We start from the raw sequence: 22,336 nt of genomic DNA, 5'->3' as shown, positions 1-22,336 counted from the left end.
GTTCTTCCGACGAGGAACCTGGCGCCAAAGGGTCCTCGCTGTCGATGCCGGCGATGTGGACGGACCCCTCATGAAGCACCCTCGAATCAGCACCTTTGCCATGGTGGTCGCCGCTCTCCTTGCCGTTGGCGGGCTCGCGCAAGCAGGTCCATCCTCGAGCCGCATGACCCCGTTGGTGAAGGCCATCGCGCGTGTCCGCCCCGCGGTCGTCAACATTCACAGCGAGAAGAATGTCGCTCCCGCGAGCGGCCCCTTCACGAACGTCGCCGCCACCCCCAACCGGCTCAGCGGGATGGGGACCGGCGTGGTGGTCGACGCTCGCGGCTACGTCGTGACCAACTACCACGTCATCGAGGACGTCAGCAGCATTCGCGTCACCCTCTGGGATGGCTCGACCTACTCCGCCCAAATCGTTTCGCACGATCCGGGAACGGACCTGGCCCTCTTGCGGATTCATCCCCGCAAACGGCTGCAAACGATGCCCTTCGGATCGAGCGACGATCTGATGCTCGGCGAGACCGTCATCGCGATCGGCAACGCGTACGGCTATGAGAACACCATCACGCGGGGCATCATCAGTGAACTGCACCGCGACGTCCGACTCTCGGACCATCAAGCGTACCGCGACCTAATCCAGACCGACGCGAGCATCAACCCCGGAAACTCGGGCGGGCCGCTCATCAACGCCGACGGGGAGATGATCGGACTGAATGTCGCCATCCGGGCGGGAGCTCAATGCATCGGATTCGCCATCCCGGTCCGCGAGGTGATCCACGTCGTCGCGAAGTTGATGAGCGTCGAGCGGGTCGGTCAGGTTTGGCACGGACTGGAGCTTCAGCCGGCGGATCTTGACGATACCAAGCCTGGCAAAGTCATCATCAAGCGGATTACGTCGTCAAGCCCCGCCGACAAGGCGGCGATTCGCGTGGGGGATCGGCTCCTGAGCGTGGACAACGAGAGCGTCAACACGCCGATCGATCTCGAGCGGATCCTGTTGGATCGTCGGCCCTACGACAAGATCGAGGTGACGCTCGCTCGCGGCCATCGCCAGGTGACGACGACCTTGGTGCTTGAGCCGACCCCGTCACAGAAGGACCGCCCGGGCGAATATGTCTGGCGACACTTGGGGGTCCGTCTCCGGCAGCAATCGGGCGACAGCGACATCAAGCAGATCTCTCGGCAGCTACGCGGTGGGATGCGGATCCTCGAGATCGAGGAGCACAGTCCGTGTGACCGAGCGGGGATGCAGGTGGGCGATGTGCTGGTCGGCTTGCATCACTGGGAGACGCTGTCGCTGGACAATGTGCTCTACGTGATCTCGCGTTCGAATAAGCAGAGCCTCAACCCGGTGCGGTTCTTCGTTGTCCGCAACGGGCAGATTCAGCGCGGCTGGTTGCAGATTCCGGAGACGTCCAACTAGCGGGAGATCGTCCGGGGGCGCGTCCGCAGCAACGCGGGGGCGCCCCGAAGGTGCGGTGGTGGTTTCTCGTTGGATGCCCACGCAAGCGTGAACAAGCCGTGGTTCGATGAGCCTGCACGCTCCAGAGGGGAACTGGCACCTCGAAAGTAGTTGTTCCGTCGAAAGATGGCTCAAGAAATGAAGTGGGCCGCCCGCATCGAGTGAATCGACGGGCGGCCCGTGGCGTTTCTTGGGCTCCAATCGACTAGTGAGCCGAGAGGAGCGATTCCTTGAGGCCGTCTTGGCTGGCGGCGGCACGGAGCTTGTCGAGAGCGCGGTTCTGGATCTGTCGGACCCGCTCCTTGCTGACGAGCAAGACCTTGCCGATGTCGCGAAGGCTCAATCCGCCCTCGCCGGTGAGTCCGTACCGCAGCGTCAGCACGGTCCGTTCCCGCGGCTGCAGGTGATGCATCAGGTGCCCGAGCAGTTCCTTGAGCTCGAACTGATTGCGTTCGGCGAAGGCATCCTGCTGGGTCACGACATGCGAGAGCGAGAACTCCGACGACTCGTCGAGGGTTGCGTCGATCGAGACCGGCGAACGAGCCACGGCTTGCAGACGCGTCAGTTGGGCGCTTTCGACGCCCTTCTTCTTTTGGACCTTCTCGTTGGAAGGGATCTTGGCGTCGGCGTGGGCCATCGCCTCGACCTCTTGCTGCCAGCGGCCGAGCTGCTGGAGGTGGTGAGGCGAGAGCGACACCAGGTGCGACTGCTGCGCGACCGCGATCTGAAGGGCCTGACGGATCCACCACGTGGCGTAAGTCGCCAGACGGGTATCGAAGTTCAGGTCGAAGCGATCGATCGCGTGCATCAAGCCACAGACCGCTTCGTGAAGCAGGTCGGAATAGGGGACGCCGTAGCTGCGAAAACGCTTGGCCAAGTGAGCCGCAAGCCGAATATTCGCGGAAGCAAGACGGTGCTTGAGGTGCGTGTACTCGCTGATCAGGTCGCGCGTCTTCTTGTCGCGCCAACGACGGCGGTGCATGCGGTTGGAGATGAACTTCGCCAGGGCGAGCGGGTTCTTGCGCTCTTCGACGGTGATCTTCTCCTTGAGCGCCTCGCTGAGCCGCTTACCAAGCGCGCGCTTCGTCTTCCAGAACTGCTTGAGAAGCTTGCGTTCTTCATCCGTCGATAGAACCCGCGAAGAGAGCTGACCTTGCTCAGTCTCGCTGATGCCATCTTCCATGTCGGTTGGCCTCGATGGAGTCGACACTTTTCCCCCTGACCTCGTGGAGGTCGATCTAAAGATGCTGCTACTTGTCAGGTAGAGGTGGCAGGTAAACTAATTCGTGCGTCGGGTGGCTTGCTGCGAAATTGCCATCAACTCGGCTTCCGCGAGCCAAATTTGACGTGCACGGGGCACTCGTTGGCTGTGATTTCTCCACGGATTGTAGCCTCGAATAGAGGGACTTCAAGCATCATTTCTCGTTCGTTCGATATTTTCGCCAAAAAACGCAGTGCCCTAACACAACCTCTTTCAGCTTCGCGACTTGTGGCTCTGATGGGCCCCTTGGAACGTGCCGCGACCGATGACGCACCCTGCCTACAACCTCCTGTGGTTCAACGTGTTACGCCAAACTGGCTGATCGCTTTTCCCGCCTGGTAAGCCTTTAGGGACGAGCCCGATCTGACACCTGGGAAAAGATGAATGCCAGAGCCGACCGAGGAGCATTCCTCCTACGATCCGTTCGTCTCCGACAATCGTTTGGAATGGCCCTTGCACCCTACTACGTCGATTTCGAGACCGATCGTTGTTGCAGCCAACCGAATATCCATTCACTACGCTGAATCTTTACAGGGAACGCTCGACGGGGCGCTTCGTCCACCAATATTGCCCGACGTCGTGTCACGCGAGGACGTTCCCCCTCGGGGAATCGACGCATAGGGAGAGAGCCGATGGGCATGCTAGCGAGTCGCGTGCGGATAGATCGCCTTGGGTTGGGAGGGTTGCTCTCGACGGTGCTGCTCGTCGCCGGTTGCGGCGAGAGCGTGATGCCCAAGGGCTCGGGAGCCTCGGGACGCCTGCAGGGCGCTCAGGTCGAGCCTCAGGAGACGCTCGGGCTCAAGGAACTCAATAAGCTCACCGAAGATCAGCAGCGGACCGCCGACTACCTCCAGCAGCCTTTCGACAAGGTCTTCTCCAAGGGAGGTTCCGGCAAGGCCTACGACATCCTCAAGGAGGGCTGGGACAAGCTGCCCTTCATCGACGCCCCCGGGGATGAGCGCCACTCCTACGCCGTCCGCATCGAGACCAACGTCGCCGCGATCACCTTCAACCTGGCTCCCGACAGCGTCCCCAACGTCGTGCGGAGCTTCTTGCTGTTGGCCGAAGCGGGCTACTTCGACGACCAGCCCTTCACGGCCGAGGACGCGGTCGCGACGGTCGACGCCGACAAAGGGGCATCGGCCCCGCGGATCGAGCCGATCTTCTTCTCCCGAGCGCCGGGCGAGGGTTCCCTCGTCATGCTGACCGACGCGGAAGGCCTTTTGCCGGTGACGTCGTTTTCGCTGACGTCCAAGCCCGCCCCCGAGCTTCTCGGCAAGGCGACGGCGTTCGGAGTCGTCTACACGAGCATTGGCCGTCAGAACGTCGCCAAGATCGTCGACCAAGCGCATGGGGAGCCGGGATCGGTGCGGATCAAGTCGGTCGAAGTTCTCAAGAATTCCGAGCCCCTCTTCTCGCCAATGTCGTCGGAACCGGCGATTCCAAAACTAGGGGCCAACGGCCTGCCTCCCGGATTGGTCTCCGCCAAGGAACTCGAACTGCTCACCAAGCCGAACGAGGAGCCGAAAGACTCTCCCCCCGGCAAAGCGACTCCGAAAACCGAGCCGAAGAAGGCCATGACGACGGAACCGGCCAAGACGCCGAAGAAGCCTGCCGAGCCCAAGCCGTCTTCGAAGACCCCCGCGAAGAAGGAGCCGGCACCCTCGAAGCCAAAGGCGGAGAGCAAGGGCAAGCCAAAGGCGGAGAGCAAGGGCAAGCCAAAGGCGGAGAGCAAGGGCAAGCCAAAGGCGGAGAGCAAGGGCAAGCCAAAGGCGGAGAACAAGGAGAAGCCGAAAAGCGAGCCGTCGTCGACAAAACAGACGAAAGAGAGCCCCAAAACGGCCCAAAAGGCGAAGGAAAAGGCCGAATCGTCTAAGAAAACGAGCGAAAAAGGCCAAGAACCCGCCAAGGCAAAGGACGACGCCTCGTCCGCCGAGAAGCCGAAGAACTAGGTCGCGACGCGAGCGAGGAGGTAGAGCGATGGCCATGATGGAGAAGAACATCTTCCTCGACATCGTCGAAGGGAAGATTCCCGCCGAGATCGTCTACCAGGATGATCACTGCCTGGCGTTTCGAGACATCAGTCCCAAGGCGCCGACGCACATCCTGGTGATCCCCCTCAAGGAGATCCGCACGCATGCTGACGTGACCGAGGAGGACTGCGAACTCCTCGGACGCATGCAACTCGCCGCCGCCAAGATCGCCAAACAGGAAGGGCTCGACGGCTATCGGCTCATCATCAACTGCGAGGAGAGCGCCGGCCAAACCGTCCCCCACCTGCACTTGCACGTCATGGGGGGGCGTGACTTCACCTGGCCGCCGGGCTAGGCGAGGAGTGAATTGGAAGTCCAGGGTATCGTGTTCTCACTGGCTGATCCCCAGCCAGTGACGCCCGAACTTCATCAGTAGGAAGGACTTGCTACGAGTTCTTTTGGAAGGAGACGGCTTCCGCGAGCATCGTCTCGCTGACGGTGTGGCCGAGGCGCCGTTCGATCTCGGAGACCTTTTTCACGCGGCGGGCATGGCGGCCCCCCTCGAACTCGGTTGTCAGGAAGATATCCAGCATCGGGCCGACCAAGCGATCGCTGACCAAGTCACCCGCCAAACACATGATGTTCGCGTCGATGTAACGCCGCGCCGACTCGGCGGAGACTTCGTCGTGCACGGGGGTGGCGCGAATGCCGGGAACTTTGTTGGCCGTGATGCACATGCCCAAGCCGGTTCCGCAGCACAACACGCCGAAATCCGCGCGGTTCATGACCACTTCGTTGGCCACGAGCAACGCGAAGTCGGGATAGTCGACGGAGCTGTCTCCGTTGCACCCGACGTCGACGACTTCCGAGCCGCGATGGCAAAGCCAGTCGACGATTCGCTGTTTTAGGCCGAAGCCCCGATGATCACTCCCCACCGCCACTCTCATGCGCTTTCTCTCCTATCGACCCCACCGCCTCTGCGGCCTAGTGGGCCTTCCCGACTCGTCCGTGATCTCGGGAACGAATCTCCTTGGATCGTATGCCGGCTTGAGATTGCTAGGAAGTGGCCGCTGTGGCTCTCCCCCCCCCACCGGAACGAGCTACCTATGATTCGCAACGTCTTCAATTGGGCGCCGTGACATCGTCGAGCAATGATCGCAACTGGTCGGCGATCTGACCCGCGCAGCGCTCGTAGCGATCGTACGTGCCACCGATGGGATCGCTGACGTTCCGATCGCCACACAACAAGGTCGTCCTAGATTCTACTTCAGGCCAGAGCCGACATACCAGCGATTTATGATCTTCCGTCATCACAATGAGTCGATCGGAGTAGAGCGCCAACTCGTCGGTCAGCGGCTGGGAGATGTGGTCTTCCAGGTGCGCGTTGTATTCTCGAACGACGGATACCGCATTTTCCGCCGCCGGGGTGCCCGGGTGGGCCGCGATGCCCGCCGATGCCACGGTGTAGCCTCGCTCGGGAAGCTCCTCGATCGAGCAGCCCAATTTGTCCGCCAGAAACCGTTTGAAGAGCGCCTCGGCCATCGGGCTACGGCACGTATTGCCCGTGCAGACGAACGTGATCATCTCCCCGGAGAGCCGCCGAATCCAAGATGAGGAGACGACGCCCTCCTGCTCGACCGCGACGCCGTCGGTTCCGATCCGGACGATCGTCGAGGGCTGACCGAAGCGGGTCTTGCCGTCGTCGATCATCGCGTCCGCAATCTCGCCGAATTCCTCCATCGCGACACTCTGATCACTGAGAATCCGCGTCGGATCCTTCGCTCTTGAGGCCAAAATCAGTGGAGTTTTGAGGAATTGGGCCGTTGAGGCAATGGCCGGATGTCCAGGACAGGCCAAACAGGCGGCTCCCAAATCCGCCGTAAGCGATTTGACCATCTCGGCCGTATATTCAACCAGGGACGCGTCGGGGGCAACGACGAAGTCGATCGGGCCAGGCCAAGTCCGCCGGGCCAAACGTCGGCCTTCGGGTGTCTGACCAGGTAGCGACTCGACCAGTTCCTTGGTCGGCGCCAGCGCGAAATGGATCCATCGGGTCGGCCGGGAATACGACTGCCACAGCGCCGCGACCGCGTCGGCTTGATCCGCGGACGCCGCCAAGACGTACTCCGTCTCCGTGGGGAAGATCACGAGTCGTCCCATGACGAGGTGCTCGACCGCTCGATGCACGAGATCGCGCTTGTCCTCGGAGTTCGTCCAATCGAGTTGATCAAGCATGCCGTGTCCCGGTTTCTCCGTCCCGCGAAAGCGACGTGGTGAGGTGATTCAGCCAGGCTGCCATGCCGGCGGTTGCCGTCGCGAGAACGAATATGTTTGCCCAAGGAAGAGTGGATCGCACCACGACCAGCCCACATCGTCGCGAGTGTCGACGGACCGACCTCTCCCCCTCCAGTTAGGCAATTGTAAAAGGACAGGCCCCACAAAGTAGGGAAACCCGATTTGCTCTTCCCGTAGCACGGGGCTGTGACCCACCCGCGGAGCGAACCGACCCGTAGGGCAGGCCATTTGCCTGCCGTGAACGACGGAGATACCGACGTAGGCAGGGGCGGCTCGAGCCTGTCCCGCTAATCCCCCTTCCCAAAATCTTCCGGCAGCTCCAGCGACCAGACGTCGTTGACCAAGGGCGGTGTCATCCCGCCGGCCACGATGATCTTGTCCTGAAACACGTAAGTCGAGTGTTCGTGGCGTTCCTTCCAGATCACCTTCGAGCGGAGCCGGCGCCAGTCGCGACCGTCCTTGCTGAACCAAACATCTTGCCAGTTCTTCGACGGATGATTCGACCAGCCGCCCAGCACCCACATCCGGTCCCGGTAGACCACCGACGAGAACCAGAGCCGTGGGGACCAGGGAGCGCTCTCGGTGACTTGCTCCCAACTCGTTCCGTCGCTCGAGGCCCAGACATCGTTGAAGGCCCGGTACTCGGGAACATAGTTGCCGCCGCCGAAGAGGTAGATCTTGCCATCGAGCACCGCCGCCTGATGATAGGCCCGCGGCGCCCAGCCCGCATCGGCCGTTTCGAGCCGCCATTCTTTACCATCCGCCGACGACCAGACATCATTGTTGAGGCTGCCCTCGTCGCCGAAGTAGTAGTTCTCGGTGCCGCCCAGGATCCACATCCGGCCCTTGAATTTTACGATCGCCGACGCCGCCCGTGGCGACCAAGTCGCCTTTCCCGCCAAGTCCCACGTCACCCCATCGGCCGAGGACCAGACTTCGTTCGTCGCCCCGTGCCCCTCGAGCCGGCCGTTGTACCAGCCTCCCATTAGCCACATCCGGTCGGCAAATGCGATCGTCATCGGTAGATCGCTGTACTTCCACGGCGCCCTTCGCTTCGTCAGCGACCAGGTCTTTCCCTCCCCCGACGCCCAGACATCGCGTGGCGGCGCCTCGTACGAATTGAACCACCCGCCCAGCAGCCAGAGCTTGTCCTCGAACACCATCTCGCCGCTCGAGTCCCGCGGCTTCCACGCCGCCTCCTTCGTCACCAGTTTCCAATCGGGGCCATCGACGACGAGCGGTTCGTTGGCTCGGGCTGTCGTGACAGCGGCTGCGACGAGGCAAAGGAGGACGGTGGAGAGGGGAAGCTGTCGACGCGTCGTGGGCATTGGCAGGTACGAGATCATTGGGTCCTTTCGTGTCCTCGGGTCGTCGGCCACTTTGACAAGCGGTCTCGAGAGTGTCCAGGAAAACCTTGCCCACGGCGGAAGAGTTCCCCAGCGTGCGCTATCGCGACGCCGGGCTATATTGTTGCATCCTTTCGGCATGCTTGGGGTTCCCAGCGTGCGCTATCGCACCTTGGGTTATGTTGTCTCATACCTTCGGCATGTTTGGAGTTCCCCAGCGTGCGCCGGGCTATGTTGCTTCATACCTTTCGGCATGTTTGGATTCTTCTACGGCAACGCCGTTGCACAACACAGCCCAAGGTCGCGCAGCGCACCTTGGGTCATGGAACCACCCCAATCCAAACCCCGAAGCGGGTTTGACACGTGATGCGTTCGATTTGTCATCACAATGACATCTCGGTCGAACCCTTGCAGGGTTCTGGTGGGACGGACAATCGTTCCCCAGCGTGCGCTATCGCGACGCTGGGCTGTGCTGTCGCATACCTTCGGCATGCTTGGAGTTCCCCAGCGTGCACTATCGCGACGCCGGCCTCTGTCGTTGCATCCTTTCGGCATGTTTGGATTCTTCTACGGCAACGCCGTTACACAACACAGCCCAAGGTCGCGCAGCGCACCTTGGGTCACGGAACCACCCCAATCCAAACCCCGAAGCGGGTTTGACACGTAATGCGTTCGATTTGTCATGACAATGACATCTCGGTCGAACCCTTGCAGGATTCTAATGGGACGGACAATCGTTACCCAGCGTGCGCTGTCGCATACCTTCGGCATGTTTGGATTCTTCTACGGCAACGCCGTTGCACAACACAGCCCAAGGTCGCGTAGCGCACCTTGGGTCACGGAACCACCCCAATCCAAACCCCGAAGCGGGTTTGACACGTAATGCGTTCGATTTGTCATGACAATGACATCTCGGTCGAACCCTTGCAGGGTTCTAATGGGACGGACAATCGTTACCCAGCGTGCGCTGTCGCGACGCTGGGCTGTGCTGTCGCATACCTTCGGCATGCTTGGGGTTCCCCAGCGTGCACTGTCGCGACGCCGGGCTATGTTGTTGCATCCTTTCGGCATGTTTCGGGTTTCCTAGCGTGCTATCGCACCTTGGGCTATGTTGCTTCAAACCTTCGGCATGTTTGGAGTTCCCCAGCGTGCGCCGGGCTATGTTGCTTCATACCTTCGGCATGTTTGGATTCTTCTACGGCAACGCCGTTGCACAACACAGCCCAAGGTCGCGTAGCGCACCTTGGGTCACGGAACCACCCCAATCCAAACCCCGAAGCGGGTTTGACACGTAATGCGTTCGATTTGTCATCACAATGACATCTCGGTCGAACCCTTGCAGGGTTCTAGTGGGGATATCGCTCGTTTCCCAGCGTGCGCTATCGCGACGCTGGGCTGTGCTGTCGCATACCTTCGGCATGCTTGGGGGTCCCCAGCGTGCACTGTCGCGACGCCGGGCTATGTTGTTGCATCCTTTCGGCATGCTTGGATTCTTCTACGGCAACGCCGTTGCACAACACAGCCCAAGGTCGCGCAGCGCACCTTGGGTCACGGAACCCCCCCAATCCAAACCCCGAAGCGGGTTTGACACGTGATGCGTTCGATTTGTCATCACAATGACATCTCGGTCGAACCCTTGCAGGGTTCTGGTGGGACGGACAATCGTTACCCAGCGTGCGCTGTCGCGACGCTGGGCTGTGCTGTCGCATACCTTCGGCATGCTAAGACGCGAGGACAAGTAGGGCAGGGCATCTCAAGTAGGGCAGGCCATCTGCCTGCCGTCGAACTTGCCGGGGATCGATCCCCAAGAGAAGAATGTCAGGCAAATGGCCTGACCTACGGAAGAAGTGTTTCGTCGAAACGGGCCGCGCATGAAAAAGGGAGCCGCGATAACGTGGCTCCCTTCCATCAACGTGTCGCCGAGCTTGGAAGGCCTGGCGACCCTTAACAACTACTCGACGCCGACCGCCTCGGCGGCGCGCGCCTTTTTCGGTTTCGCTTTGGGCTTTGAACGCGGACGCTTGGTCGCTTCCGGGTCGCGGGGGCGGAAGGCGAGGGTGCCGATCACTTCGTCACGCTGGACCTGCTGGTTGAGAAAGATCTCAACGTCGGTCAGCAATCGACCCTGTTCGCGCGAGAGAAGGGTGTAGGCCTTGCCGTCTTTGCCCATGCGGCCGGTGCGGCCGATGCGATGGACGTACGCCTCGGGATCTTCCGGGATGTCATAGTTGATGACGTGGGAGATGCCCTGGACGTCGATGCCACGGCCGACGACGTCGGTCGCGACCAGGATGCGGATTTTGCCATCGCGGAATTGCTGCATGACGCGGCTGCGGACATTCTGAGCCATGTCCCCTTCCATCGCCATGACGCCGCGGATGCGTTTGCCGAGTTCGGCCGCGAGCTTGCGCACGCTGACCTTCATCTGGCAGAAGATGATGCACTGACGGGGCTTTTCGCGAACGAGCAGCCTCATCAAGAGGTCGACTTTGTTCTGGTTGTCGACCGAGATGTAGCGCTGCTCGACCTTCTGCACCGCGACGGTTTCGGGGGTGATGTTGATCATCACCGGATCCTTCATGTAGCGCCGCGCCAGTCGCAGGACCGGAACGGGCATCGTCGCCGAGAGGAGCATGGTTTGCCGCTCTTGACGAACTTGCTTGAGGATCCATTCGATGTCGGGACGGAAGCCGATATCGAGCATGCGGTCGGCTTCGTCGAGGACGACGCAGTTGATGGCCGAGGTCTTGATGACCCGGCGTTTGAGCAGGTCGATGACGCGACCAGGCGTGCCGCAGACGAGCTGCGAACCCTCTTCGAGCGAGCGAATCTGACTGGCCAGGCCTTGGCCGCCGTAGGCCGCAGTGACAACGATGTCGCGGTCCTTGACGAGCCGTTGGGCTTCGGCGACTACCTGGCAGACGAGTTCGCGGGTCGGTCCGAGGATGAGCGCTTGCGGCTGTTTTTGTTCGTTGAGGCGTTCGATGATGGGGATGAGAAATGCAGCAGTTTTGCCGGTCCCGGTTTGTGCCTGCCCGATGACATCCGACCCATTAAGGGCTTCGGGGATGACGGCGGCTTGGATGGGCGTCGGCGCGGTGTAGCCGATCTCTTTGAGATTCGCCCTCATGGTGGGACCAAGCGGCATTTCGTCAAAGCCAGCTTGGCATTCGGTGATCATAAAGACTCGCGGTGTACTCCAGTTTTTCCATTGACGTGATCGAGAAGACTGTTCTCGATTGCACCCTAGTATACGACAACGGCCGTTGCGTCAACAGAATCGTTTTGCCGTCTCAAGAATTTCTCGTCTTTTTCATCAAGCTTGCACCCTGCGAGCGGATCGGTCGGAAGAACCATCCAGGGGAGGCAAACGAAAGGCCCCGTCAGGGGAGATCCGGGTCGAGGGCTCGGGCTCGCTCCAGGTCGGCGTTGCCCCACTCGGTGTGGTTGGCGGAGAGGTAGGAAAGTCCTCGATAGTAGTAAGCCTTTGCTAGGTCTGGGTTTATCGTCAGGGCTGCGTTGAAGTCGGTGACCGCTTCCCGGAGCTTCCCGGTGCTAAAGTAGACCCGGCCGCGGTAGAAGTGGGCCTGGGCACTCTTGGGGTTCATCTCGACAGCTTGAGTTAGATCCGTGAGCGCTTTGGCGTAGAACTCGTCGCTTCCGAGACGTCGACCAGCCTTCCAATAAGCTTCCCCGCTTCGGAGGTAGCCGTTGGCACGCTCCACATTCGTCGAATGGTCACCTGGGGAATTCGAACCGTCCGTCGGGGTTGCCTTGTGGTCCGATCCGAGCGTCTTTTGCTCCGTTTTGGGCGATTTTCTCGCCATTTCACGCGCTTTTTTGTGCATATAGGCTCGATATTGGTCGAAATCGAACCCGTTTCGGCTCGGAACGTAGTGTTGTTTCCTCGGCTGCGTTCTCGTCGGAGGAGCCTGCTTGACCATCGGCGGGACCGCGCGATTCGTGCCTCCCTGGAGTTGGTCGAGGAGTCCCGGGAGCGCCCCGAGGCCTCCAAGTCCCTGGTTGCCGCCGGTTCGACCATTTGTCAGTTTGCGCAGATTGCCGAGTTGACCTTGAAGCTGCTGAAGGTTGCCGAGCGGGTTTCCCCCCGCGCCCCCTTGGCCTCCTAGTCCGAGTCCGCCCAGGCCTTCGAGACCACCTAGCTCCCCGAGGCCGCCAAGTCCTGGCATGTTCACGGTTTCGGTCTTGCCGTCGACGGTGACTTGGAATTGGCCGTTGGCCCCTCGTTTGACGTCGATCGTTTGGCCGGCGACGTTGACACGGTACTTGTCTCCGCCGAGCGATTGAGCGGAGAAGCTCTCGCCGGCGACGGTGCCGCCGTACTTGCCGCCACCTAAGTCCTTGATGCCGACTTGTTTACCGCCGACGTTGAGGTTGAGCTGTCCCGGTTGTTGGGACTGAGCCCAAGCCGTGCCGGTGAGAAAGGCGACCAGTCCGAAGCTGAAAAGTGTCGGGCGCATCTGCCAATTCCCTGGGGAGCAAAGGTACTTCGAGACGCTCTGCCTAGACCCTAGGTCACGCCCATCGGTCTGTCAATTGGTCGCGACATTGATGAAGAGGTTCAGGGGTGATGGACCACGAGAGGCGAAACCTCGGGTGATGCGCGAGCCCCTTCCGCTACCAGCGGCGCCAGCCGACCGGGCACGATCCCGAGGGGATCTCGTCGCCTTGTGGAAAGAGACTCTCGGCCGCCGAGGGGCCCCAACCACCGGCGGGGTAGTTCGGGTACTTCGGCGGAGGGATCTCGTCCCAAGCACTGAGAATCGCGTCGGCCCACGTCCATTGAGCACGCACCTCGTCCGACCGGGTGAAGAGCGTCGGATCGCCGACCAAGGCGTCGAGCAGCAATCGCTGGTAGGCCTCGGGAATCGACTCGTGGAATTCCCGTTCGTATTCGAAGTCCATCGAAACGGTCGAGATGCTCATCCCCGCACCGGGCTTCTTCGCCCCAAAGTAGAGCGTGATCCCTTCCTTCGGCTGGATGCGAAGCACGAGCATGTTGGAGCAGTGCCCGCAAATCTCGTGACCGCGGAAGAGCGACAGCGGCGGCGTGCGGAACTGAATGGCGATCTCGGTGCCGCGTTTGGCCATCCGTTTGCCGTGCCGCAAGAGGAAGGGAACGTGGGCCCAGCGCCAGGTGTCGATCTGCAGGCGAAGGGCGACAAAGGACGGGGTCGTCGAGTTCGGATCGGTGTCCCCCTCCTCGCGATAGCCGGGGACCGATTCGCCGTTGATCGTTCCGGGGCCGTATTGCCCGCGAACAGTCGATTGCTCGACCTCCGACAGCGACTGGGGCACCCGCACCGCTTGCAGGACCTTGACCTTCTCGTCGCGAATCGACTTGGCGTTCATCCGCGCTGGGGGCTCCATCGCCGTCAGGCAGACGAGCTGCATCATGTGGTTAATGACCATGTCGCGCATCGCGCCGGCTTTCTCGTAGTAGTCGCCGCGATTGCCGATGCCGAGCGACTCGGAGACGGTGATCTGCACCGAATCGATGTACTTTTGGTTCCAAACCGGCTCGAAAAGGCCGTTGGCGAAGCGAAAGGCCAGCAGATTCTGCACGGTCTCCTTGCCGAGGTAGTGGTCGATGCGGTAGACCTGCTCCTCGTCGGCACACGCGAGGATGCGACGATCGAGTTCCTTGGCCGAGGCCAGGTCGGTGCCGTAGGGCTTCTCGATGACGAGCCGGGTCCACGGTCCCTTGTAGTCGGGGCCCTGTTTCTCCAGGAGGCCCGACGCGGCGAGGTTCTCGGTGATCGGGGCGAACCACTGCGGGCCGACGGCATAGTAGAAGAGCCGCTTGCCGGGGAGCCCGCGCTCCTTCTCGAGGCTTTCGAGCTTCGCCCGCAGGCTCTTGAAATCCTCTTCGGTGCGGATCTCGCCCTGGTGGTAGTCGAGTTGCTTGGTGAATTCCTTCCAGTCGGCGGGGTCGGTTTGAGCGACGCCGACCTTGCCGTCGAGCAGTTGGAGGTACTCGTCGCGGTCCTTGGCTCGTCGGCCGATGCCAACGATGAGGCAGTCCCTCAGTCGCTTTTGTTGCCAATTGTTGAAGAGAGCGGGAATGAGCTTTCGCCCGGCCAAGTCGCCGGTGCCGCCAAAGAAGACCAAGGTTGCGTTGGTCACAACGTCGTTCGTCATGAGAGTCCTCGTTGTTCGATCGCCGCTCATCCCCGGGTCCGTCCCCGGTCCTGCCGACGTTGTAGCGAGATGCCCGGGTTGGGCCAGAAGGTTTCCTTTCGGGACGCTCGGCGCAGCCAACGACAAGGGTACGAAGGTGCCATGCCCCACGCTTGCGTGGGCATGCGAATGGGCCGGGTGGCCCAGGTTGCTCGTCAATCTGGGCGTGCGAAGCACGCAAGAGTCCCCGAGGAGAACGCCCGATGCCAAGGTGCGACTGCTCTATTGCCGGGTGGCCCAGGTTGCTCGTCAATCTGGGCGTGCGAAGCACGCAAGAGTCCCCGAGGAGAACGCCCGATGCCAAGGTGCGACTGCTCTATTGCCGGGTGGCCCAGGTTGCTCGCCAACCTGGGCGTGCGAAGCACGTAAGAGTCCCCGAGGAGAACGCCCGATGCCAAGGTGCGACCGCTCTATTGGCTCTCGTCATGCTAAGCAGGCCGTCGCACCATTCTCTTCAATGCCTGTCAAGGCGCCCCGAGAATCGGTGAGTCGAGTGGGACATCGACCGGTCCATGACGACGAGATGTTCGCCCACTTCGTCACGTTCTCTTGCTTTCGAAGGAGAAAGATCCTCGACCCCTTGGAGTTCCGCTTGCTACTACGAGTTGGGCAAGTCAATCGGTGTGCCCATTGAGTCTGTCGGCGACAGGGGCTCTTGTGGCTTTCCACCCAGGTTGACGAGCAACCTGGGCCACCCTGTCAATGGCGTTCCCACGCAAGCGTGCGTCCGGCAACCTGGGCGTGCGAAGCACGCAAGAGTCCTTGAGGTGAACGCCCGATGCCAAGGTGCGACCGCTCTATTGCCGGGTGGCCCAGGTTGCTCGCCAACCTGGGCGTGCGAAGCACGCAAGAGTCCCCGAGGAGAACGCCCGATGCCAAGGTGCGACCGCTCTATTGCCGGGTGGCCCAGGTTGCTCGCCAACCTGGGCGTGCGAAGCACGCAAGAGTCCCCGAGAAGAACGCCCGATGCCAAGGTGCGACTGCTCTATTGCCGGGTGGCCCAGGTTGCTCGTCAACCTGGGCGTGCGAAGCACGCAAGTGTCCCCGAGGTGAACGCCCGATGCCAAGGTGCGACCGCTCTATTGGCTCTCGTCATGCTAAGCAGGCCGTCGCACCATTCTCTTCAATGCCTGTCAAGGCGCCCCGAGAATCGGTGAGTCGAGTGGGACATCGACCGGTCCATGACGACGAGATGTTCGCCCACTTCGTCACGTTCTCTTGCTTTCGAAGGAGAAAGATCCTCGACCCCTTGGAGTTCCGCTTGCTACTACGAGTTGGGCAAGTCAGTCGGTGTGCCCATTGAGTCTGTCGGCGACAGGGGCTCTTGTGGCTTTGCCACCCAGGTTGACGAGCAACCTGGGCCACCCTGTCAATGGCGTTCCCACGCATGCTACTACGAGTTGGGCAAGTCAGTCGGTGTGCCCATTGAGTCTGTCGGCGACAGGGGCTCTTGTGGCTTTGCCACCCAGGTTGACGAGCAACCTGGGCCACCCTGTCAATGGCGTTCCCACGCAAGCGTGCGTCCGGCAACCTGGGCCACCCAACCAGCTCGAACAGAATCCGGATTTGTCACCACTCGCCCCATTCATGACCTAAGCTTGCCTGTCCGCCAATTGGTGTAGTGGTCGGGCGTGCGCAGGATGACGTCCGCGCTTGGCGAGTGGGTGAGCAAACGAGGGGATGACGATGAGCGAGAAGGACGACGCCGAGGAACTGATGCGCATCCTTAAGGAGCATCGCGTCTTGTTGTTCCCCAAGGACCCCGTGAGGATCGAGTTGCTCAGCTTGCGAGACGACTGCATCACGGAAGAGGTCTTTTCGCGGCTCCACGCGCTGCCGCGGCTGAAACGAGTCTCCCTGTCCGGTTCGCACATCACCGATGCCGGGTTGGAGTATCTGGCCGACGAGTGTCAACTCGAGGAGTTGAACCTCCGCTCCTGCAAGGAGATCACCGATGAGGGGATGAGACACCTCGCGACGATGACGTCTCTACGAAGGCTGGACCTCTCCGATACGAACATCGGCGATGTCGGTCTTGAACATTTGACGTCGCTCGGCGACCTCGAAAAGCTGGATCTTCACAGCACGCGCATCACCGATGCGGGGCTTGCCAAGATCACCAGCCTCTCGAAGCTCAAGCACCTCGACGTCGGCGGCCCGGGGGTGACCGATGCTTGCTTGGAGCACGTTGGTCAGGTGACGTCGCTCGAGTGGCTCATTCTCTGCGAGTCGACCTTTACCGATGCCGGACTTGCGAAACTCGGTGAGTTGGTTTCGCTAAGGTATCTGTCGATCGCGTGGACCGAGATGACAGGCGTGGGATTCAAGACGCTTTCCAAGTTGAAGAAGCTGAAGTCATTACTGGCCACCGATACCCGGTTCGGGGATGAAGGTCTCCGGTATCTTGCGGCTTGTCAGGGCCTTGGCGACCTCGGTCTTTCTGGCACGAGAGTGACCGACAAGGGACTGGTGCATCTCCAGGAACTCAAGCACTTGAAGTCGCTGGGTCTGGGAGGGACACGCGTCACGCAGGAAGGCAAGATGGCTCTCAAGGGGGCGCTGCCGCGTTGCGTGATCACGATCACCGAGGGTCAGGAAGAGGTCGATCTCAGCCAGTTCGACGAGGAGTACTACTGGACCCACCCGCCGCACTGCATCGCCGGCTTCAACGCGAAGGCTCTTCGGAGGAAGAGATTGGTCACCTTCCAGCTCGCCTGTTCGTGTGGTAGCGGGACGGGGCAAGTGCTCGGTTACCCGCTCTCGAAGTACAATGAGGACTACGAGGGCGACATGTTCGTCGGCCCCTTGGGCTTTCAGTGCTCGGCGTGTCAAAAGACAACGGAGATCATCGACACCGAGAAGCACGGTTGGAATGGAGAGCTTGGGTGTTCCTGCACCAGTCGAGGGACGGGGCCTCGCGTTGGCTTTCGTTGTCCGGATTGCGGGTCGCAGGAGATGAGCGTCGTCGTGTGGTTCTCGAATGATGGCAACGAACTGGAGATGGTCGAAGACGATCCGACCATCGCGCCCGAGGACTTCTTCGGCTGGTTCACGGCGACTGGGATTTGCGCTTCCTGCCAAGCCGAGCACACCATCGCCGACTTCGAATGCGCGTGAGTTCTGTAGGGCAGGCCATTTGCCTGCCAATGAATTGCTCGGAAACTCCATTGCGAGAGAAGACCGTCAGGCAATGGCCTGAACTACGGGATCGTGGAACCGCGATCTCTCTCTTACGGCAACGCCGTTATAGAGCACAGCCCAAGGTCGCGCAGCGCACCTTGGGTCACGGGAACAGCACAAGTTCAAACCCCGAAGCGGGTTTGACCCGTCCAACGAATGCGTGTTGTCATGATGGTGGCACCTCGGTCGAACCCTTGCAGGGTTCGTGAGATGGACGCCTGTCGTTACCCAGCGTGCGCTGTCGCGACGCTGGGCTGTGCTGTCGCATACCTTCGGCATGCTAGGACGTGCGGACAAGTGCGCTGTCGCGACGCTGGGCTGTGCTGTCGCATACCTTCGGCATGCTAGGACGCGAGGACAAGTGCGCTGTCGCAACGCTGGGCTGTGCTGTCGCATACCTTCGGCATGCTAGGACGTGCGGACAAGCCGGGCAGGCCATCTCAAGTCGGGCATGCCATTGCCTGCCATTGGCTCGCTCGGCAACTTCATTGCGATAGGAGACCGTCAGGCAATGGTCTGCCGTACGGGATCGTGGCACCGCGAACCCTCTCTTACGGCAACGCCGAAATAGAGCACAGCCCAAGGTCGCGCAGCGCACCTTGGGTCACGGGTCACACAAATCCAAACCCCGAAGTGGGTTTGACAGGCCCTGGGAGGCGCTCTCATGATGGGACGACTTGGGTCGCCTTGCGCTTGGGGGATGGAAGCAGAAGGAGGAAGAATGTCGCGGGCTATTGGTGTTGTTTATCTGTGTTGGTCGCTGCTTGTCACCACGGTCGCCGCGGCTTGGGCCGATGCTCCGGTCGAGTCGGTCGAGTCGCCGGGCGAAGCGAAGTCGGCTGTTGACAAGAGCGACGCCCAAGGGGACGAGGTGCGTAACGCCCGAACGGCGAAGCATTCCCCGGTGTATTTGACGGCGAACAACATGTCGATCGCGACGGGCAAGCCCTCGCTCGTGCTGATGTCGAGCGTCTCGACGCACATCCCCGTCTGGTCGCTCTCCGGTGGCACCCCTGGGCAGTCGGTCGCCGGCTTCGTGACGGGGATTCCCAGCGATTGCGACGCGGTGAAGGTCGAGATCGTGGTGACGACGACCGACAAGGCGACGAGCCCCGACCATGAGGATGTCTACCGGGTGCACCTGACGCAGATGGTGGACGGCGAGCCCTTCACGGCGAGGTATGTGCTCGGCAAGCCGGTGCGGACAGCGCTTCCCGCCGGGCCATTGCACACGCGGACGATCGGTCTGGAGTCCTACTACGAGGTGGTGCCGGGCACGCCGCTCTACGTGCGGATTCAACGAGAACCCACCGACCCAGGCGACTCGTTCACCAGGCCGACCGGCTTGGCGATGGTCAAGGTGACACCCCTGGAGGCTCCCGAGAAGGCTCATGTCGTGCAGGACGTGAGCGGCTACAACTCCTGGCAGATGATTCAGGCGATTGGCGAGAAGCTGGTCTGTGCGTACAGCCGGGGCAGCGGGCACACGATCAACGAGGATGCCCGCGCGGTCTACGCTCGCACCTCCACCGACGGCGGGAAGACGTGGACGCCGGAATCGGTGGTCGCCGACTCGCCGGGCTTTGGCGACGTCACCGTCGGGAAGGGACTCGACTCCAAGGGGGCGATGCTGCTTTGGATTCGTCGGGTGGGGGCGAAGGGATGGTTCCACGATCTCTATCGGACGACCGATGGGGTGACTTACGAACTGATCGCGACGCCTGATCTTCCCGTGAGGCCGGTGCAAGTCACCGATATCTTCTCGGTCCCGACGGTCGGCCTGATGGCCCTCTGGTTTGGGGGAGACTATCGCGAGAGCACCAATCACTCGTGGGGAACGCTGACCAGCAGTGACGACGGCGCCACCTGGAAGCAGACCACCATCGAGTCGGAGCTTCCCAAGGACCAGTGGCCGACCGAGCCGGCCGCGGTCTATCTCGGCGATGGCCGGATCTTGGCCATCGGGCGGACGGAGATGGGGGGCAACTCCACCATGCGCTCTCAATTCCAGATGGTCTCGACCGACTACGGCAAGACGTGGACGCGGGAGAAGACGAACATCGGCGATGTCCATCTTTCGACGCCGACGCTAATCCTCGACACCAAGACCGGGCTCTTGAGCAACTATCACTTCGAGCGGGGACGGGGGATTCTTTGGCGTCGCGTCGTCGATCCGAACAAGGTGTTCGATCATCCGCGCCGTTGGCCCGCGTCCGAGGCGATCGCGATCGGCAGTCAAGTCGCGTTGGACACGGGCAACGCGAACGCCACCGCGATCGGGGAGACGCACTACATCTCGTTCTATTCGGGCAAGGCGCCCGACACGTCGGTCCTGGTCTCGGAGGTCCCCGCGCCGAGGTCGGGGGAGTAGGCTCTTTACCGGCGAAGGCGCTCGGCGTCGCGGGCAACGCTCAACTGCCGGTTGCCATCGGTCGCCAGGCCGCCTCGCCAGCGTGGAGAGGCGATCCTACTCGGTTTTCTCGGCGACCGTCAGGCAGTTGATCCCGAGCATGAATCTCTGATGGCGCAGGTTTCCGAAGCCGGCGTCCATCAGGAGCGTGTCGACCTCCTTGACGGTCATGCCGTAGACTTCGCCCTCTTTCATGCCGCGTTCGTGTTGGTCCGCGTCCCAAGGTCGTCGCACCCAGTGCCACCAGGCGGACAGTGTCGGAGGAATCATGGTGACGACGACTCGGCCCCCGTCCGCCAAGACCCGGTATGCTTCCTTCAGCACATCCTTTCGATTCGGAATGTGGTTCAGGGCCGCGATGACCGTCACGGTGTCGAACTCGCCGTCGTGGAAAGGGAGATGGGCGGTATTTTCGACAACCAGGTCGACGCCCTCCCACTGGTGAACATCGACACCGACGCCATTGCCGTGAAGGTCGACGAGTTGGTTGGCGCCGCATCCGATGTCAAGGAGTCGGCCCCGCACGAACCTCGCGGCCATTCGGTGTCGCCATGCGGCCAGCAGTGTTCCGAGCCTGTCATTCATCGATGAGTGTTCCGTTCCTCGGGGAGCGCGATCGCCAAGGGAGTCGCGGAGGGATTCCCCCCTGACACCATGGAGCCATCGTGCGATAGCATAGAGACCGGAACACGCGAGGGGGCGGCCTTTTCGCGGCAACTCGCGGTGCGGTGGAGGCGGCTCCCTCGAAATCCAGCCGTCCGGAACGTATGAAGAGATAGAGGCCACCGACGACCAACCATCGACTTTCACGGACTCCACCTCATGAGCACGCTGACCGCCGAGGATCTCGAACTCCTCAAGAGATACGACACCCCCACGATCGACAACGTCATCGAACTCTTTGACGTCCGTCCGCGCAACACGGGCTTCATGGACCCGCGGATCAAAGCGTGCTTCCCGGACCTGCCGCCGATGGTCGGCTTCGCGACGACCGCGACCTTTCGCTCGGGCTCGCCGCCGCGCGGTGGGGAAGTCTACGCGTCACTCGATGCCCAGGTAAAGGCGTTGCTGGAGATTCCCGCGCCGCGTGTCGTCGTCTTTCAGGACCTCGACGATCAGGCGGTCGGAGCGACCTTCGGCGAGGTGATGTGCACGACCTACAAGGCCTTCGGCGGTGTTGGCATCATCACCAGCGGCGGGGGAAGGGATCTCGACCAGGTGCGGTCGATCGAGTTTCCCGCCTTCGTCCAGAGTGTCATCTCCTCGCACGCCTACTGCCAGATCGTTGACATCAATGTCCCCGTCCGGGTCGGTGGGGTCACGATTCATCCCGGCGACCTGATTCACGGCGACCTCAATGGCGTCACGACGATCCCCAAGGAGATCGCGGGCGCCGTCGGGCGGACCTGTGATCCCTTCATCAAAGCCGAGGAACACGTCCTCCACTACGTTCGCCAGCCAGGAGCCACGCCCGAAGGGTTCTCCGAAGCCCGCGCCCGCATGACCGCCGCGGTGGCGGAGTTGAAGAAGAAGGTGCGGGGGTAGGTGGCTGCCACGCGAAGGGCCGTGGCCCCGTTCACGCTACTCGTCGACGGAGTTGAGGAACGTGCAACCGGCGGCGATGGTGGCGGCGCACTGGATGGCTTCCTGGATCGCTTCGTCGGGGATCTTCAAATCGCGGGCCTTGGTGACGTGCCCGGAGGTGCAAGGCTTGCACGCGTTGATGTCGCTGATGACGACGTTGATCAGTTCGACCGTCTTATCGTCGAGCGAGGTGTTCCCGAAGGCGTGAGCACGCAGGCCGACCGACATGCCGCCGAAGACGTCGCTGCCGGCGATGTCGCGGAATTTGAAGAAGATGTTATACATGTAGCACGTCGAGACGATCGCGAGGGCGTCGGCCAACTCCTGGTCGGAGTAGCCAAGCGACTTGCAACGCTCGGTGAGCGGGTCGATCCACATCTTGCAGTGCATCGAGCGAGCGACGCACAGGGCGATCAGGGCTTTCAACTTCGCGTCGAGTTTGCCGTCGGTGTAGACGAACTTCTTGACGTTCATGTAGAAGTCTTGGAGGAACGCCGGGACGCGACCATAGTAGAGGAAGGGCTCGGGGATGGTGTCGCTGCCGAGCATCTCCTTGATGCGGCCGTAGGTTTGCGCGGTCTTGTCGACCGCCTCGGACTCGGAAACGGGGGCAACGGGCGACATCGC

Annotated in this window: 15 protein-coding genes; 6 read left to right on the top strand and 9 right to left on the bottom strand. The window is 61.5% G+C overall.

The features are described from left to right. The first annotated feature begins 70 nt into the window (after positions 1-70). Complete coding sequence (locus Pan216_RS23325; protein ID WP_145261906.1) at positions 71-1,420, top strand: trypsin-like peptidase domain-containing protein; 1,350 nt, start codon at positions 71-73, stop codon at positions 1,418-1,420. 244 nt (positions 1,421-1,664) lie between these two features. Here the strand turns inward: Pan216_RS23325 and Pan216_RS23320 are convergent, their stop codons facing one another. Continuing rightward, positions 1,665-2,642, bottom strand: coding sequence for a sigma-70 family RNA polymerase sigma factor (locus tag Pan216_RS23320; protein WP_145261905.1), 978 nt, complete (start codon positions 2,640-2,642; stop codon positions 1,665-1,667). A gap of 710 nt (positions 2,643-3,352) precedes the next feature. Between Pan216_RS23320 and Pan216_RS23315 the strand changes: the two genes are divergently transcribed. Beyond that, positions 3,353-4,672 carry a peptidylprolyl isomerase gene (locus tag Pan216_RS23315; RefSeq protein ID WP_145261903.1) on the top strand — a complete coding sequence of 440 codons (1,320 nt, stop codon included), beginning with the start codon at positions 3,353-3,355 and terminating at the stop codon, positions 4,670-4,672. A 34-nt stretch (positions 4,673-4,706) separates the two neighbouring features. Beyond that, positions 4,707-5,048 carry a histidine triad nucleotide-binding protein gene (locus Pan216_RS23310; protein WP_145264304.1) on the top strand — a complete coding sequence of 114 codons (342 nt, stop codon included), beginning with the start codon at positions 4,707-4,709 and terminating at the stop codon, positions 5,046-5,048. 91 nt (positions 5,049-5,139) lie between these two features. Here the strand turns inward: Pan216_RS23310 and rpiB are convergent, their stop codons facing one another. The 6 genes from rpiB to zwf all read right to left on the bottom strand — a co-directional run bounded on the left by rpiB (position 5,140) and on the right by zwf (position 14,496). Continuing rightward, entirely contained in the window at positions 5,140-5,640 is a 501-nt protein-coding gene (gene rpiB, locus Pan216_RS23305; RefSeq protein WP_145261901.1) for a ribose 5-phosphate isomerase B, read from the bottom strand. 175 nt (positions 5,641-5,815) lie between these two features. Continuing rightward, complete coding sequence (locus Pan216_RS23300; protein WP_145261899.1) at positions 5,816-6,928, bottom strand: arsenate reductase/protein-tyrosine-phosphatase family protein; 1,113 nt, start codon at positions 6,926-6,928, stop codon at positions 5,816-5,818. 347 nt (positions 6,929-7,275) lie between these two features. Further along, positions 7,276-8,334 carry a Kelch repeat-containing protein gene (locus tag Pan216_RS23295; RefSeq protein WP_419192896.1) on the bottom strand — a complete coding sequence of 353 codons (1,059 nt, stop codon included), beginning with the start codon at positions 8,332-8,334 and terminating at the stop codon, positions 7,276-7,278. 1,951 nt (positions 8,335-10,285) lie between these two features. After that, positions 10,286-11,464: a DEAD/DEAH box helicase gene (locus Pan216_RS23290; RefSeq protein WP_419192895.1), complete on the bottom strand. Its 1,179-nt coding sequence runs from the start codon at positions 11,462-11,464 to the stop codon at positions 10,286-10,288. A gap of 253 nt (positions 11,465-11,717) precedes the next feature. After that, positions 11,718-12,815, bottom strand: a complete 1,098-nt coding sequence (locus tag Pan216_RS23285; RefSeq protein ID WP_145261895.1) for a tetratricopeptide repeat protein — start codon at positions 12,813-12,815, stop codon at positions 11,718-11,720. Positions 12,816-12,972: 157 nt separating this feature from the next. After that, a complete protein-coding gene (gene zwf / locus Pan216_RS23280) occupies positions 12,973-14,496 on the bottom strand; it encodes a glucose-6-phosphate dehydrogenase (protein WP_419192894.1) in 1,524 nt (507 codons plus the stop codon). 1,725 nt (positions 14,497-16,221) lie between these two features. Here zwf and Pan216_RS23275 point away from each other — a divergent pair. Further along, positions 16,222-17,652 carry a leucine-rich repeat domain-containing protein gene (locus Pan216_RS23275; protein WP_419192893.1) on the top strand — a complete coding sequence of 477 codons (1,431 nt, stop codon included), beginning with the start codon at positions 16,222-16,224 and terminating at the stop codon, positions 17,650-17,652. A 784-nt stretch (positions 17,653-18,436) separates the two neighbouring features. Beyond that, positions 18,437-20,086 (top strand): sialidase family protein, encoded by a 1,650-nt coding sequence (locus Pan216_RS23270; RefSeq protein WP_145261888.1) that lies wholly within the window; start codon positions 18,437-18,439, stop codon positions 20,084-20,086. Positions 20,087-20,182: 96 nt separating this feature from the next. Here the strand turns inward: Pan216_RS23270 and Pan216_RS23265 are convergent, their stop codons facing one another. Then, positions 20,183-20,710, bottom strand: coding sequence for a class I SAM-dependent methyltransferase (locus Pan216_RS23265; RefSeq protein ID WP_145261886.1), 528 nt, complete (start codon positions 20,708-20,710; stop codon positions 20,183-20,185). A 237-nt stretch (positions 20,711-20,947) separates the two neighbouring features. On the opposite strand from Pan216_RS23265, the gene Pan216_RS23260 reads away from it, so the two are divergent. After that, a complete protein-coding gene (locus Pan216_RS23260; protein ID WP_145261884.1) occupies positions 20,948-21,670 on the top strand; it encodes an RraA family protein in 723 nt (240 codons plus the stop codon). Positions 21,671-21,706: 36 nt separating this feature from the next. Here Pan216_RS23260 and Pan216_RS23255 read toward each other — a convergent pair whose 3' ends face one another. After that, positions 21,707-22,333, bottom strand: coding sequence for a carboxymuconolactone decarboxylase family protein (locus tag Pan216_RS23255; RefSeq protein WP_145261882.1), 627 nt, complete (start codon positions 22,331-22,333; stop codon positions 21,707-21,709). Positions 22,334-22,336 lie beyond the last annotated feature (3 nt).

The sequence above is a fragment of the Kolteria novifilia genome (genome assembly GCA_007748055.1).
Taxonomy (GTDB): Bacteria; Planctomycetota; Planctomycetia; order Kolteriales; family Kolteriaceae; genus Kolteria; species Kolteria novifilia.
The sequence above is the reverse complement of the archived record's forward strand: the minus strand, read 5'-3'. Positions and strand labels throughout refer to the sequence as shown.